Here is a 14,822-nt window from a genome sequence, read left to right as displayed (position 1 = left end):
GATGCGTCAACACGTGCGGCGAAACAGTCAAGGATATGACAATGACGCTGCGCCTCGAGGATCTGATTCCTGCCCCCACGGGCCGGTTCGACGGCATCGTCCGCCCTTATTCGGCCGAGGATGTGGTCCGGCTGCGCGGCTCGCTCCCGATCGAGCATACGATCGCTCGCCGCGGCGCGCTGAAGCTTTGGGAGTTGCTCAAGACCGAGGACTATGTCCACGCGCTGGGCGCGATGTCGGGCAATCAGGCGATGCAACAGGTGCGCGCCGGGTTGAAGGCGATCTATCTCTCCGGCTGGCAGGTGGCAGCCGACGCCAACACCGCCGGCGCCATGTACCCCGATCAATCGCTCTACCCCGCCAATGCCGGCCCCGAGCTGGCGAAGCGGATCAACAACGCTCTCCAGCGCGCCGACCAGATCGAGCATATGGAGGGCGGCGCCACCCGCGACTGGTTCGCGCCGATCGTCGCCGATGCCGAAGCAGGCTTCGGCGGGCCGCTGAACTGCTTCGAGATCATGAAGGCCTATATCGCCGCCGGCGCCGCCGGGGTCCATTATGAGGACCAGCTCGCCTCGGAGAAGAAATGCGGCCATCTCGGCGGCAAGGTGCTGATCCCCACCCAGGCGCATATCCGCAACCTCGACGCGGCGCGCCTTGCCGCCGACGTCAGCGGCGTGCCGACGGTGATCTGTGCCCGCACCGATGCGGAAAGCGCGAAGCTGATCACGTCGGATGTCGACGAGCGCGATCATGAATTCCTCACCGGCGAACGCACCGCCGAGGGCTTCTATCGCCTCAAGGAGGGCAGCGGCGTCGATCACTGCATCAAGCGCGGCCTCGCCTTCGCGGCGCATGCCGATCTTTTGTGGTGGGAGACGAGCAAGCCCAATCTCGACGAAGCCCGCCGCTTCGCCGAGGCGATCAAGCGCGCGCATCCGGGCAAGATGCTGGCCTATAACTGCTCGCCCAGCTTCAACTGGGAGGCCAATCTCGACAGGGATGACATCGCCCGCTTCCAGCGCGAGATCGGGGCGATGGGCTACAAGTTCCAGTTCGTCACGCTCGCCGGCTTCCACCAGCTCAATTACGGCATGTTCGAGCTGGCGCGCGGCTATCGCGATCGCGGCATGGCGGCCTATTCGGAGCTTCAGCAGGCCGAATTCGCCGCCGAAGCGAATGGTTACACCGCGACGCGTCACCAGCGCGAAGTCGGCACCGGTTATTTCGATGCGATCGCCCAGACCGTCGCCGGCGGCGCGAGCTCGACCACCGCCCTCGCCGAATCGACCGAAGCCGCCCAGTTCAACAAGCAAGCCGCGTGAAGGAGTCCAGACCGATGAGCGAGCCCCAAAAAGAACCCCAGCGCAGCCGCGCCGTCTTCTCGACCGAGGATTTCCGTCTGATCCGCGAAGCGGTCGGCAGCCACCTCCAGAAGATCCGCGACGAACCCGATTCGATCAAATTCTCGCACCTCTACCACCGCCTCGGCCGCATCGCCGACGCCTGAGACTTTCCTGGGGAGGAAAGGATGCCCGCCGGAGGTTCACCCTCCGGCGGGTGTTTCCGCATCCCCGATGTGGGCGCGGAACCAGGCGGCCAACGCTTCGGGCGAAAGCTCACCGGCTGCAAGCGCGAAGAAGGTCACGACGAGTTCGACATCGTCGCATTCCAGACGCAGCCCATTGAGCATGAGGAAGGTTTCGCTGACCACTGCGGCCGTGCGCTTGTTGCCGTCCACGAAGGGATGATTGCGCGCAATCCCGAAAGCATAGCTTGCGGCAAGGTCCGCAGCATCGGGCTCTTCATAGGCAATGAGATTGAGAGGCCGCGCCATCGCGCTTTCGAGCATCGACATGTCTCGCACCCCGGCGGCCCCGCCATGCTCCGCCAATTGCTCGCCATGCGCAGCGATAGCTACTGCGATTTCGACCCAGATCCAATCCGCATCGGCCATCTCACTTTGCGAGCTCGCGCAGTGCATTGCGTCGCCGTTTCATCACTTCGCGAGCGACGCTCATCTGCTCTTCGAACCCGCCGTCGTGGCGGCGCATTTCGATGCCGTGAGGAACCTCGGTGACGCTCAACGTGTCACCCGCCTCGACTCCGAGCCGGGCGAGAACCTCCCGCGGCAATATCACCCCCATCGAGTTACCGATTTTAATCAGCTTGAGAGGCTTGGGAAGGTTCGCAGGCTTGTTCATACGGAGGTTATAACAGAGCTCAGCTCTCTCTGCCAGCCTCAGCTAGCCGCGCCACCCGCGCCAGATGCTCGGTCTTCCCGAACGGGAAGCGCCGGTAGAAAAAGGCCGCGGCGAAGGCGAGCGTCATGTAGAGCGTCGCGAACAGGATCGTCAGCCGGTCGATCGTCTCCGCCGGCACGGTCCCGGGCTTCGCCGCTTCGGGAAAGCCCGCGATCGACAGGATCAGCCCCGCCGCGAAGATGCCCAGCCCGCTGGTGCATTTCTGGACGAAGAAGAAGCCAGCGAAGAACACGCCTTCGGACCGGCGCCCCGTCTCCATCTCCGAATGTTCGACGACATCGGCCATCATCGACGCGCCGAGGATCGTCGAGGACACTGCGCAGACCGTATTGAGGGTGAAGATCGACAGCAGGATCGGCAGGAGCAGCGGGTTGCCGGGCTCGGGAAACAGTCCGGCGAGCCGTAGCCAGTAAGGCGCAGTCAGCAATATTGCCGCCGCCGCCATGAAGCCCATCGCCGCCAGCGGCTTGCCGGTCCGCTTGGCCAGCCGCGGCGCGATCAGGAAGGCGCCCGTCGCTCCGGCCAACAGCGTCAGCCCGAGCCACTGAAAATCGCCGCCGCGAAAACCCCAGACGTGCGCATAGAGATAGTTGGACAGCGCATAGGCGATCCCCTGCGCCGAATAATAGCAGACTCCCGCCGCCATCAGGATCAGGAAGGCGCGGTTGCGCACCGTCTCCTTGAGGTCGCGGAAATTGGCGCCGATCGATTGCTTTTCGATCTCGGGCCGCGGCAGCCGTCCGATCTCGCGGTGCGTGCCCAGCGCCGACACGAGGATCGCGACGAACATCGCCACCGCGCCGCCCACCGAGAAGCCGATATAGCCCTGCCGATCGAGGAGGCCGCCCGAGAGGAAATAGCCGTAGGAGGCCATCAGCATCGCCATCGCGCCGACCCAGCCGAACAGATAGCGATAAGCCATGATCCGCGTCCGCTCGTCATAATCGGCCGAGAGTTCCGGGCTCAGCGCCTGCGAGGGCACTTCGTAGGCGGAGACCGCGGTGCGGACGAGCACGGCGCTGGCGAACACCCAAACCAGCATCGCCTGGTTCGACCAGGTCGGCGGGTTCCACAGCAACAGCCAGCCCAGCGCGATCGGCGCGGCGGAGGCATACATCCAGGGATGCCGCCGCCCCCATCGGCTCCGGGTGCGGTCGGAAAGAAAGCCGATCGCCGGATCGATGAACGCGTCGAGCAAAAGCGCACACATGATCGCGAAGCCGACCCGCGCCGAGGGCAGCCCCAACACCTGATTGTAGAAAAGCAAAAGGAAGGTCGAGAAGGCGAAGTCCTTGACCCCGTACGCGACCGCACCGAACCCATAAGAGAGCATCGTCGACTGGCGAACCCGGCGCACCGGCGGGACCGCCGCGCCGCCGGCATTGGCTTGGTCCGCGTGCATCCTGCTCCTTTCGGTCGATCCGTTGCCGCCAGCATAGATAGGAGCCGGAGCGCGTCAATCCGCGACGATTGGAAGATCGGGTATGGCTTGTCCCGATCGGCTACGGCGCTATACCGTTGCCCTTCGAACAACAGGAACGCTTGCGCATGCCGCTCGACGCCGACACGTTTGACACACTCATCGGCACGATTCGTCGCTTCGTGACCGAGCGGCTTCGCCCTTTGGAAGGCGCGGTCGAGGAAGCCGACGAGGTCCCGGCCGACGTGGTGGCGGAGATGCGCGAGCTCGGCCTGTTCGGCCTTTCGATCGCCGGGGAATATGGCGGACTGGGGCTGACGATGCTCGAGGAATGCAAGGTCGCGATCGAGCTCGGCCGCACCACCCCCGCCTTCCGCTCCACTTTCGGCACCAATGTCGGCATCGGCAGCCAAGGGTTGGTCCTGGCCGGCACGCCCGCGCAGAAGGCCGAATGGCTGCCCCGGATTGCGAGCGGCGAAATCATTACCAGCTTTGCGTTGACCGAGCCCGATGTCGGATCGGATTCGGGCGCAGTGAAGACGCGCGTGGTTCGCGCCAAGGATGAGAATGGGGCCGACGTCTATCGGCTCTCGGGCACAAAGCGCTACATCACCAATGCCGACAAGGCGCAGCTGTTCACGGTGATGGCGCGTACCGGCGACGAGCCCGGCGGCCGCGGCGTCTCCGCCTTTCTGGTACCGCGAGACCTGCCCGGCGTCTCGATCGGCGAGCCCGAGAAGAAGATGGGCCAGAAGGGCGCCAAGGTCGCCGATGTGACCTTCGACGAAACCCCCGTCCCCGCCGCCTATCGGCTCGGCGCGGAGGGCGAAGGTTTTCGCATCGCGATGCAGGTGCTCGATCGCGGCCGGCTTCACATCTCGGCGGTCTGCGTCGGTGTCGCCGAACGGCTGATCGCCGATTGCGTAGCCTATGCCCGCGAGCGCAAGCAATTCGGCAAGCCGATCGCCGAGCATCAGCTGATCCAGGCGATGCTGGCGGACTCGAAGACCGAGGCGCTCGCCGCGCGCGCGCTGGTGCTCGAGACCGCGGCCGCCAAGGACGCCGGCGCCAACACCACGATGGAGGCCGCCGCCGCCAAATATTTCGCGAGCGAGATGGTCGGCCGCGTCGCCGATTGCGCCGTCCAGATCTTCGGCGGCGCAGGCTATATCGCCGACTATGGCATCGAACGGCTCTACCGCGACGTGCGGTTGTTCCGGATCTATGAGGGCACCAGCCAGATCCAGCAGCTGATCATCGCAAGGGAAACGCTGAAGCGGGGCGGGTAACTAGCTTTCTCCTTCTCCCCTCGTGGGAGAAGGAAGGGGCCCGCGCCGAAGGCGTGGGAAGGATGAGGGGGATTAGAGCCACCTCGGCCCAACTCCCCCTCACCTTCCGGCGCTTCGCGCCTCCCTCCCTCTCCCACAAGGGGAGAGGGAAAACAGGAGAAGAAGACATGGATACCAATACCCTGTTCCGGCTCGACGGCCGCGTCGCCCTCGTCACCGGCGGCTCGCGCGGGATCGGCCGGATGATTGCCCAGGGCTTCATCGCCCAGGGCGCCAAGGTCTATATCTCGGCGCGCAAGGCCGACGCCTGCGACGCAACCGCGGCCGAACTGGGCCCAAACTGCATTTCGCTGCCGATGGACATCTCGACCGTCGAAGGGTGCAGGGCCCTCGCCGCTGCGATCGCCGAGCGCGAGCCGCGCCTCGACATCCTCGTCAACAATGCCGGCGCCGCCTGGGGCATGCCCTTCGACGAATTTCCCGAAGCTGGCTGGGACAAGGTGATGGACCTGAACGTCAAGTCGCCCTTCTTCCTGACCCAGGCGCTCCACGGCCTGCTCAAGGCGGGCGCGGCCGAGCGGCCCGCGAAGGTGATCAACATCACCTCCATTGACGGCCAGCGCGTCAATCCGTGGGAGACCTACAGCTATCAGGCGTCGAAGGCGGCGCTGATCCACCTCACTCGCCGCATGGCCGCGCGGCTGATCCAGGACGATATCGTCGTATCCTCGCTCGCGCCCGGCGCCTTCCCGAGCGACATGAACAAGGCCGCGCGCGATCATGCCGACGGCGTCGCCAAGCGGATCCCCGCGCGCCGCATCGGCGTCGCCGAGGACATGTCCGGCGCCGCAATCTACCTCGCGAGCCGGGCGGGCGACTATGTGGTCGGCGAGACGCTCACCGTCGATGGCGGCCTCGTCAACGCCTCACTCGGAGGCAGTATCGACAGCTAGCGCGCAATCCCTCCCGCCGCGAGCACCGCCAGCGTCACCAATTCGCTCGCCGTCGCGGTCATCGGCGCGATCTGGACCGGCTTTTCCATGCCGATCAGCATCGGGCCGATCGTCGAATCCCCGCCCAGTTCGCGCAGCAACTTTGCCGAGATGTTGGCAGATTGGAGCCCCGGCATGATCAGCACATTCGCCGGGCCCGAGAGCCGCGCGAAGGGATAGTTCGCCATCTGGCGCGGATTGAGCGCGACGTCGGGCGACATCTCGCCCTCATATTCAAACTCGGCACCGCGCTGGTCGAGCAACTTGATCGCGCCGCGGACATTGTCGAGCCAGCGGCCTTCGGGATTGCCGAAATTGGAGTAGCTGAGGAAAGCGACGCGCGGCTCATGCCCCATCCGCCGCGCGACTTGGGCGGTGCCCTCGGCGATGTCGGCAAGCTCCTCCGCGTTGGGCCGCTCGTTGACCGTGGTGTCGGCCATGAACACGGTATGCGACTGGCCGACCAGGACATGGACGCCGAACGCAGTGCGGCCCTCCTGATAGTCGATCACGCGCTTCACCTGGCGCATCGTCTCGGCATATGTGCGGGTGACGCCGGTGAGCATAGCATCGGCCTCGCCCAGCTGGAGCAGCAAGGCGCCGAAGATATTGCGATCGCGATTGACCATCCGCTCGATATCACGGCGCAGATAGCCCCGCCGCTGCAGCCGTTGGTAGAGGAACTCGACCATCCGCGGAACGAGCGGTGAATTGACGCTGTTATGGACTTCGAACTCGTCGGCGTCGGCGCCGAGCATGCGCAGCCGTTCGGCCACCGACTCGCGGCCGACCAGCACCGGCGTGCCATAGCCGCCTTCCTTGAACGCGATCGCGGCACGGAGCACGACTTCCTCTTCGCCCTCGGCGAAGATCACGCGCTTGGGGTGCGCGCGCGCACCTTCATAGGCGAGGCTGAGAACCGACGTCGTCGGGTTCAATCGCGCCTTCAGCGATTGTCGATAGGCCGCCATGTCGGCGATCGGCTTGGTCGCCACCCCTGAATCCATCGCCGCCTGCGCGACGGCGGCGGGCACCAGCTCCATCAGCCGTGGGTCGAAGGGCGCAGGGATGATATAATCGGGGCCGAACGTATGCTGCGTACCATAGGCAGCCGCGACTTCCTCGGGCACCTGCTGGCGGGCGAGTTGGGCGAGTGCCTGCGCCGCGGCGACCTTCATCGCATCGTTGATCGTCGTCGCGCGCACATCGAGCGCGCCGCGGAAGATGAACGGGAAACCGAGCACGTTGTTGACCTGGTTCGGATAATCAGAACGCCCAGTGGCGATGATCGCGTCGGGCCGCGCGGCCTTCGCGACCGGTGGGCTGATCTCCGGGTTCGGGTTCGCCATCGCGAAGATGATCGGCTTCGGCGCCATCGTCTTGAGCAATTCGGGTGGCAGGGAATTGGCCGAGGCGAGCCCGAGGAACACGTCCGCCCCGTCGAGCGCGTCGGCCAGGCTGCGCTTCGTGGTGTTGACCGCATGGGCCGACTTCCACTGATTCATGCTCTCCTCGCGGCCCTGGTAGATCACGCCCTTGAGATCGAGCATCAGCAGATTGTCGTGCGGCAGGCCCATCGCCTTGATCAGCTCGGCGCAAGCGATCGCCGCCGCGCCGGCGCCCAGCACCACGACATGCGTCGTCTTGATGTCGCGCCCGGTGAGATACAGCGCGTTGATGATCCCCGCTGCGGCGATGATCGCGGTGCCGTGCTGGTCGTCGTGGAAGACCGGAATGTTCATCCGTTCGCGCAGCGTCTGCTCGATCACGAAACATTCCGGCGACTTGATGTCCTCCAGATTGATGCCGCCGAAGCTCGGCTCCATCAGTTCGACCGCGTCGATGAAGCGATCGACGTCCTCGGTCTTGAGTTCGATATCGATCGAATCGACGTCGGCGAAGCGTTTGAAGAGCACTGCCTTGCCCTCCATCACCGGCTTGGACGCAAGTGCGCCGAGATTGCCGAGACCGAGGATCGCCGTGCCGTTGGAGATCACCGCGACCAGATTGCCCTTCGCGGTATAATCATATGCCAGCGCCGGATTTTCGGCGATCGCCAGCACGGGCACCGCGACGCCAGGCGAATAAGCCAGCGCCAGATCGCGCTGGGTCGCCATCGGCTTGGACGCGACGATCTCGATCTTACCGGGCCGCCCCTCGGAATGGTAGAGCAGCGCCTCGCGCTCCGAGAACTGGACGTTGGCTTCGTCGGACATGCATCTCTCCTGATCCGCCCCCTTTAGGCACGACTTGTCCCCAAGAAAACCCGCCCCGGGTGTTGATCGGGGCTTCGCATCCGCTAGGCGTCGCTGTGATGTCCTCGGCAGCCCCGTCCCCGATGATGGCGCAATATCTGGCGCTCAAGGCAGAGGCCGAGGATTGCCTGCTTTTCTATCGCATGGGCGATTTCTTCGAGCTGTTCTTCGACGATGCGAAGATTGCCAGCGCCTGCCTCGATATCGCGCTGACCGGGCGCGGCGAGCATGAAGGCGAGCGCATCCCGATGTGCGGCGTGCCGATCCATGCGATGGAGGGCTATCTCGCGCGGCTGATCAAGGCGGGGCATCGTGTCGCGATCGCCGAACAGATCGAAACGCCCGAACAAGCCAGGAAGCGGATGGGCGCCAAAGCGCTTGTCGCACGCGCGATCGTCCGCGTGGTCACGGCCGGCACGCTGACCGAGGAAGCGCTGCTCGACAGCCGCTCGGCGAACTGGTGCGCCAGTATCGGCGAAGTCGGCGACCAGGTGGTGATCGCCTGCGCCGACATTTCTACCGGCAGGTTCGAAGTCGTCGAGACCGACGCGGATCGCGTCTCCGCCGAGATCGCGCGGCTCGCCCCCGCCGAGATCATCGTCTGCGAAGCATCAGCCTTTCCCGATCTGGGCACGACGATGCGGCCAAAGGCGGATTTCGACAGCACGGCGGGCGAGACGAGACTGAAGCGGCTATACGGCGTCGCGACACTGGACGGATTCGGCAGTTTCTCGCGCGCGGCACTCGCCGCCGCGGGCGGGCTGGTCGCCTATCTCGATCATACCGCGCGGGGTGCGCTGCCCTTCCTGCGCCCGCCCCGGCTGAGCCGCACCGATGCGACGATGGCGATCGATCCCGCGACGCGCGACAGCCTCGAACTCTGCATCAGCCAGGCGGGGGTGCGCAAAGGCAGCCTGCTCGACAGCGTCGATCGGACGATCACCGGCGCCGGCGCGCGGCTATTAGGCGCCGATATCGCTGCGCCGCTGATGGATCGAACCGCCGTCGAGGCGCGGCTCGATCTGGTCCAGCGCTTCCACGACGATCCGGGGCTGCGCGACCTCGTGCGCGGCGCACTGCGGGCGCTGCCCGATATCGGCCGTGCGCTGGGCCGGCTCGCGGCGGGACGGGGATCCCCGCGCGATCTCGGCCAGCTCCGGGACGGGCTGGATGGCGCCTGGCGGCTGGGCGAGCGGCTGGACGCGCTGCCCGATATGCCGCCGTTGCTCGCCGCGCTGATCCCGCTGATGCGCGGCCACGGCGCGCTCATCGACCTGCTCGCGCGCGCGCTCGTCCCCGAGCCGCCGATCGAAGCCGACAAAGGGGGGTACATTGCGGAAGGCTACGACGCCGCGCTCGACGACCTGCGCGACGCAGGCGCGGGCGGGCGGCGGGCAATTGCGGCGTTGGAGGCCGACTATCGCCAGCGAACCGGCATCGGCGCGCTCAAGATCAAGCATAATGGCGTGCTCGGCTACCATATCGAAGTCGCCGCCCGGAGCGCCGATCCGCTGATGGCCGCCGACAGCGGCTTCACCCATCGCCAGACGCTCGCCGGCGTGGTCCGCTTCAACGCGCCCGATCTTCACGACGTGGCGATCAAGGTGACGCAGGCCGGCGCCCACGCGCTCGCCGCCGAGGCCGCGCATCTCGAAGAGCTTACCGCCACCGCGCTCGAACGACGCGAGGCGATCGCCGCCACCGCTGACGCGCTCGCCCGGATCGACGTGTCCGCCGCGCTGGCCGAACGCGCCGCCGAAGGCGGTTGGGCACGACCTGCGCTCGTTGATCATGCCTGTTTCGAGATCGAGGGCGGGCGCCATCCGGTGGTAGAGGAAGCGATTGCACGCTCGGGCGGGCGCTTCGTGGCGAACGACTGTTCGCTTTCCGAAAGTTCGCGACTGTGGCTGGTCACCGGCCCCAATATGGGCGGCAAATCGACCTTCCTGCGCCAGAATGCGCTGATCGCGGTGCTCGCGCAGGCCGGCAGCTATGTGCCCGCCACCCGCGCCAAGCTCGGGCTGGTCGATCGCCTGTTCAGCCGCGTTGGCGCCTCCGACAATCTGGCGCGCGGTCGCTCGACCTTCATGGTGGAGATGGTCGAGACCGCGGCGATCCTGGCGCAGGCCACCCCGCGCAGCTTCGTGATCCTCGACGAGGTCGGGCGCGGCACCAGCACCTATGACGGGCTCGCCATCGCATGGGCGGTGGTCGAGGCGATCCACGAGGATAATCGCTGCCGCTGCCTGTTCGCGACGCATTATCACGAACTGACCCGGCTGGCCGAGCGATGCGAGGCGCTGAGCCTGCACCATGTCCGCGCGCGCGAATATAAGGGCGACCTGGTCCTGCTCCACGAAGTTGCCGACGGCCCCGCCGATCGCAGCTTCGGGATCGCGGTCGCACGGCTCGCCGGCCTGCCGCCGACCACACTCAAGCGCGCCAAGGCGGTGCTCGAAAAATTGGAGGCGGGACGCGCGAAGACCGGCGGGCTCGCGGCGGGGCTCGACGATCTGCCGCTGTTCGCCGCGTTGGCGGAGCAGGAGGCCGAAGCCGTCGATGCGCTGCGCACCGAACTGGAATGCGTGGACGTCGATGCGCTCAGCCCGCGCGACGCGCTCGATTTGCTCTATCGGCTCAAGAAGCTCGCGGCGGACGGAGCATGACCACGCACGACCTTCAGGACCTGTTCCTTGCGACATTGCTGCGCAGGATCGGCGGTAATCGCCGGCGCTGGAAAACCGTGATCGGGCCGGTCCGCGTCTACGATCTTGCGACGCACGCACATTGCAACTGGAGCATCACGCCAAATGGGGCGTCAGCGGAAATCGCCTGCGTCGAGCGGATCGCCGACGAGCTGCGCCTCAGCCACCCGATCGTCAGCGGCTAAGCTCCAAAACGAAGAAGGCCGCCGGACACGCTTCCCAGCGTATCCGGCGACCTCCGACATGGTCAGCGATCGGAAGCTCCGAGCGCGGGAGACCATGCGGGCCGCAATGCTTTCGGCTGGCAGGCGTTGATTGGAGGAGAATACCTCCCGCTTGCCTGAAGGACGGAGGGCTTCCGTCCCCGCCTCAGCTCAGCGGCGCGTCTCCCGAACGAACTGAACCGACCCCTTTGCTGAACCATGAGACATCGGATCACCTCCTTTCGCTAGTTGAAACAGCGTGCCGCCACCGGCACGTGCAGGCATCATGAATCAGCGCGAGTCGCAGAACAAGTCTTGTTTTACGTTGCGATATCGACGATTCTCACAGGTCTGGGCGCGAGCCTCCCGGACTAGCGGCAATCCTCCGCCACGCGCAGGATTTCGGCCCAGGCCGGGATCACCAAGGTCGGCAATCCGGCACTCTCCATCACGAAGCGTCCGCGGCTGTAGCCCATCGCATCCGGCAACGCATCGCGCACGCCCAGTTCGGCGGCGAGATAATGCGGTGTGCCGCCGGTCGGTGCCATGCTCAGCGTGCGCAGCAGCGTCGACGTTCGCAACACGGCCGTCGCCGGCGTCGTCGCAGATCCCGCCCGGCGCGAGAGATAGAGTCGGGCACGATCGCGATCGCAGCGCAGCGTGAAAACCGCATCCTGGCCAGCCACCCCGAACAAGGCGATGCTGCCGCGACCGTCCTGGCGATAGGTCCAGGTGCCCGGCGTCAGCGGCCAATCGCGCCAATCCGCCCCCAGCGGAGCCGGCGCCGGAGCCGGGGCTGGCGCAGGGATCGGTACAGGCGCAGCCGGTGCCGGCCGGGGCTCCGGCTCGGATGGCGTCACGCAGCCTGTCACGGCCAGCGAAGCGGCGGAAATTGTTGCGATCATCAGGAGTTTGCGCATGCGGCGCCTTATGGGCGAACTGTTGCGCTGGCTCAACCGCCGATCAGGCGGCGCGAGCCTCGATCACGTGCAGGGCAAGCGTGTTCAGGCCGTCCTTCTCCAGCGCGATGCCGGCGGCGAGCGCCTCGAGTGCGGCTTCGGATTCTGCGCCGAACCTTTCCCATTCGCAGGCGATCCTGCCCAGCGGCCACGCATCGATATAGGCGGCGAAGCTTCTCGCCAGAGCGCGATGCTGATCGCGATAGCGTTCGGCGAGTTCGACCGCCGCATCGTCGCCCGAATCCCGCAACGCCTCATAAATCGCGCGGTCCTTGCGCGCGCAATGCGAGAAAAGCTGTTGCGCCATCGTCCACCGCATCGCCGCGACCGCCGCCGTATCCGGCACGCTCGCCGAGACGATCCGGAGCAACTGCGCGGCATGGGCTTCAAGAGCCCGATGTTCCGCGCAAAGCTGTGAGATCGAGGGCATTATGGATTTCTCCCGAGGCGCGGACCCACAACACAGCCGAGCCTTCGGCGATAGTACGTAGAGTCCCCGCCGGGTCGATCAGCGCCGCCGCCCGTTCGAACCCATCCGCATCTTGCTCTCCTTGCCATAGCGCCCCTTGCGGGTACCGGCCTTGCCTTCGTTGGAGCGGCCCATAATCGGTGCCTTATGCTCGCTGGCGGGCAATCCGAGTTCCTCGGCCTCGAGACTGCGAATCTCGTCGCGCAGGCGCCCGGCCTCCTCGAATTCGAGATTGGCGGCAGCGTCGCGCATCTTCTTTTCCAGGCTCTCGATGTAGGAGCGGAGATTGTGGCCGACCATGTGGGGGCGATCCTCGTCGATCTTGACGGTGACCTGATCCTTCGATGCGACGTGCGAGATGATGTCGCCGATGTTGCGCTTGATCGTGGTCGGCGTGATGCCGTGCTCGAGATTGTACGCGTGCTGCTTCTCGCGGCGGCGGTCGGTCTCTCGAATCGCGCGCTCCATGCTGCCGGTCATGCGATCCGCATAGAGGATGACCCGACCGTCGACGTTGCGCGCGGCGCGGCCGATCGTCTGTATTAGGGAGGTTTCCGAGCGCAGGAAGCCTTCCTTGTCGGCATCGAGGATCGCGACGAGCCCGCATTCGGGGATGTCGAGCCCTTCGCGCAGCAGGTTGATGCCGATCAGCACGTCATAGACGCCCATCCGCAGATCGCGGATCAGTTCGATCCGCTCCAGCGTCTCGGTATCCGAATGCATGTAGCGGACCTTGATCCCGGCCTCGTGCATATATTCGGTCAAATCCTCGGCCATCCGCTTGGTCAGCGTGGTGACGAGGCTGCGATAGCCGAGCTCGGTGGTCTTGCGGCACTCGACGATGAGATCCTGGACCTGCTCCTCGACCGGCTTGATCTCGACCGGCGGATCGATCAGCCCGGTCGGGCGGATCACCTGCTCGGAGAAGACGCCACCGGTCTGCTCCAGCTCCCACGCGCCCGGGGTCGCCGAGACATAGGTGGTCTGGGGGCGCATCGCGTCCCACTCGTTGAACCGCAACGGCCGGTTGTCGATCGCCGAGGGCAGGCGGAAGCCATATTCGGCGAGCGTGATCTTCCTTTTGTGATCGCCGCGCGACATGCCGTTGATCTGGCCGATCGTCTGGTGGCTCTCGTCGACGAACAGCAAAGCATTCTCGGGCAGATATTCGAAGAGCGTGGGCGGCGGCTCGCCGGGCATCCGGCCGGTGAGGAAGCGCGAATAATTCTCGATGCCCGCGCAGCTGCCGGTGGCCGCGATCATCTCGAGATCGAAATTGGTGCGCTGCTCGAGCCGCTGCAGCTCTAGCAATTTGCCCTCGGCCTCCAGCTCCTTGAGCCGTTCGGTCAGCTCATGCTTGATCGCGCCCATCGCCTGCTTGAGCGTCGGCCCCGGCGTCACATAATGCGAATTGGCAAAGACGCGGACATAGTTGAGGCTCGCCACCTTCGATCCGGTCAGCGGATCGAATTCGGTGATATCCTCGATATCGTCGCCGAAGAAGCTGATCCGCCAGGCGGTATCCTCATAATGCGACGGGAAGATTTCGAGGCTGTCGCCCCGCACCCGGAAATTCCCGCGGGCGAAGGCCTGATCGTTGCGCTTATACTGGAGTGCGACCAGCTTGCGGATCACCTCGCGCTGGTCGGCGACCTGGCCCTTCTTCAGGTCGAAGATCATCGCCGAATAGGTTTCGACCGAGCCGATCCCGTAGAGACAGGAAACCGAAGCGACGATGATCACGTCGTCGCGCTCGAGGAGCGATCGGGTGGCCGAATGGCGCATCCGGTCGATCGCCTCGTTCACCGAGCTTTCCTTCTCGATGTACGTGTCCGAACGCGGCACATAGGCCTCGGGCTGGTAATAATCATAATAGCTGACGAAGAATTCGACGGCATTGTTCGGGAAGAAGGCCTTGAACTCGCCATAGAGCTGCGCCGCCAGGATCTTGTTGGGGGCAAGGATCAGCGCCGGGCGCTGCAATTCCTCGATCACCTTGGCGACGGTGTAGGTCTTGCCCGATCCGGTGACCCCCAGCAGCACCTGATCGCGCTCGCCCGCGCGCGCCTGCTCGACCAGTTCGGGGATCGCGAAACGCTGGTCGCCCGCCGGCTCATAGTCGGAGACGAGTTCGAAACGCCTGCCCCCCTCCAGCTTGTCCGGCCGGTTGGGCCGATGCGGGATGAAGGTGTCGCCGGTATCCGGCTCGGCGAGGTTGGTGCGAATCTGGATTGCCATCGCTGGCAATATGGGGTGTGAGCGCCCA

Annotated in this window: 13 protein-coding genes; 6 read left to right on the top strand and 7 right to left on the bottom strand. The window is 65.5% G+C overall.

All coding sequences use genetic code 11. The features are described 5' to 3' along the window. Nucleotides 1-41 precede the first annotated feature (41 nt). Together aceA and OKW87_RS15125 are read left to right on the top strand one after the other, a co-directional pair. A complete protein-coding gene (gene aceA, locus OKW87_RS15130; RefSeq protein WP_265540738.1) occupies nt 42-1,325 on the top strand; it encodes an isocitrate lyase in 1,284 nt (427 codons plus the stop codon). Between the two features lie 14 nt (nt 1,326-1,339). After that, nucleotides 1,340-1,510 carry a hypothetical protein gene (locus tag OKW87_RS15125; protein WP_265540737.1) on the top strand — a complete coding sequence of 57 codons (171 nt, stop codon included), beginning with the start codon at nt 1,340-1,342 and terminating at the stop codon, nt 1,508-1,510. Between the two features lie 36 nt (nt 1,511-1,546). Here the strand turns inward: OKW87_RS15125 and OKW87_RS15120 are convergent, their stop codons facing one another. The 3 genes from OKW87_RS15120 to OKW87_RS15110 are packed head-to-tail and all read right to left on the bottom strand — an operon-like array spanning nt 1,547 to nt 3,666. Then, a complete protein-coding gene (locus OKW87_RS15120; RefSeq protein ID WP_265540736.1) occupies nt 1,547-1,957 on the bottom strand; it encodes a type II toxin-antitoxin system death-on-curing family toxin in 411 nt (136 codons plus the stop codon). Nucleotide 1,958: 1 nt separating this feature from the next. Next, on the bottom strand, nt 1,959-2,204 hold the full coding sequence (locus OKW87_RS15115; RefSeq protein ID WP_265540735.1) for an AbrB/MazE/SpoVT family DNA-binding domain-containing protein: 246 nt from the start codon (nt 2,202-2,204) through the stop codon (nt 1,959-1,961). 19 nt (nt 2,205-2,223) lie between these two features. Then, nucleotides 2,224-3,666: an MFS transporter gene (locus OKW87_RS15110; RefSeq protein ID WP_265540734.1), complete on the bottom strand. Its 1,443-nt coding sequence runs from the start codon at nt 3,664-3,666 to the stop codon at nt 2,224-2,226. A gap of 146 nt (nt 3,667-3,812) precedes the next feature. Here OKW87_RS15110 and OKW87_RS15105 point away from each other — a divergent pair, with 146 nt between their 5' ends. Then, complete coding sequence (locus OKW87_RS15105) at nt 3,813-4,973, top strand: acyl-CoA dehydrogenase family protein (protein ID WP_265540733.1); 1,161 nt, start codon at nt 3,813-3,815, stop codon at nt 4,971-4,973. Between the two features lie 167 nt (nt 4,974-5,140). Then, entirely contained in the window at nt 5,141-5,926 is a 786-nt protein-coding gene (locus tag OKW87_RS15100; RefSeq protein ID WP_265540732.1) for an SDR family oxidoreductase, read from the top strand. On the opposite strand, the gene OKW87_RS15095 is transcribed toward OKW87_RS15100, so the two are convergent. Continuing rightward, nucleotides 5,923-8,181, bottom strand: coding sequence for an NADP-dependent malic enzyme (locus OKW87_RS15095; protein WP_265540731.1), 2,259 nt, complete (start codon nt 8,179-8,181; stop codon nt 5,923-5,925). The genes OKW87_RS15100 and OKW87_RS15095 overlap by 4 nt on opposite strands. Nucleotides 8,182-8,303: 122 nt before the next feature. Here OKW87_RS15095 and mutS point away from each other — a divergent pair, with 122 nt between their 5' ends. Then, nucleotides 8,304-10,886: a DNA mismatch repair protein MutS gene (gene mutS / locus OKW87_RS15090; protein ID WP_265544150.1), complete on the top strand. Its 2,583-nt coding sequence runs from the start codon at nt 8,304-8,306 to the stop codon at nt 10,884-10,886. After that, nucleotides 10,883-11,110: a hypothetical protein gene (locus tag OKW87_RS15085; RefSeq protein ID WP_265540730.1), complete on the top strand. Its 228-nt coding sequence runs from the start codon at nt 10,883-10,885 to the stop codon at nt 11,108-11,110. The genes mutS and OKW87_RS15085 overlap by 4 nt, the downstream gene beginning before the upstream one ends. 389 nt (nt 11,111-11,499) lie before the next feature. On the opposite strand, the gene OKW87_RS15080 is transcribed toward OKW87_RS15085, so the two are convergent. The 3 genes from OKW87_RS15080 to uvrB all read right to left on the bottom strand — a co-directional run bounded on the left by OKW87_RS15080 (nt 11,500) and on the right by uvrB (nt 14,794). Then, on the bottom strand, nt 11,500-12,048 hold the full coding sequence (locus OKW87_RS15080) for a hypothetical protein (RefSeq protein ID WP_265540729.1): 549 nt from the start codon (nt 12,046-12,048) through the stop codon (nt 11,500-11,502). A gap of 43 nt (nt 12,049-12,091) precedes the next feature. Further along, nucleotides 12,092-12,517 (bottom strand): hemerythrin domain-containing protein, encoded by a 426-nt coding sequence (locus OKW87_RS15075; protein WP_265540728.1) that lies wholly within the window; start codon nt 12,515-12,517, stop codon nt 12,092-12,094. A gap of 78 nt (nt 12,518-12,595) precedes the next feature. Continuing rightward, the gene (gene uvrB, locus OKW87_RS15070; RefSeq protein WP_265540727.1) at nt 12,596-14,794 is read right to left on the bottom strand and encodes an excinuclease ABC subunit UvrB; all 2,199 of its coding nucleotides are present in this window, start codon (nt 14,792-14,794) and stop codon (nt 12,596-12,598) included. Nucleotides 14,795-14,822: the final 28 nt, after the last annotated feature.

The organism is Sphingomonas sp. M1-B02 (assembly GCF_026167525.1).
Lineage (GTDB): Bacteria > Pseudomonadota > Alphaproteobacteria > Sphingomonadales > Sphingomonadaceae > Sphingomonas.
The sequence above is the reverse complement of the archived record's forward strand: the minus strand, read 5'-3'. Positions and strand labels throughout refer to the sequence as shown.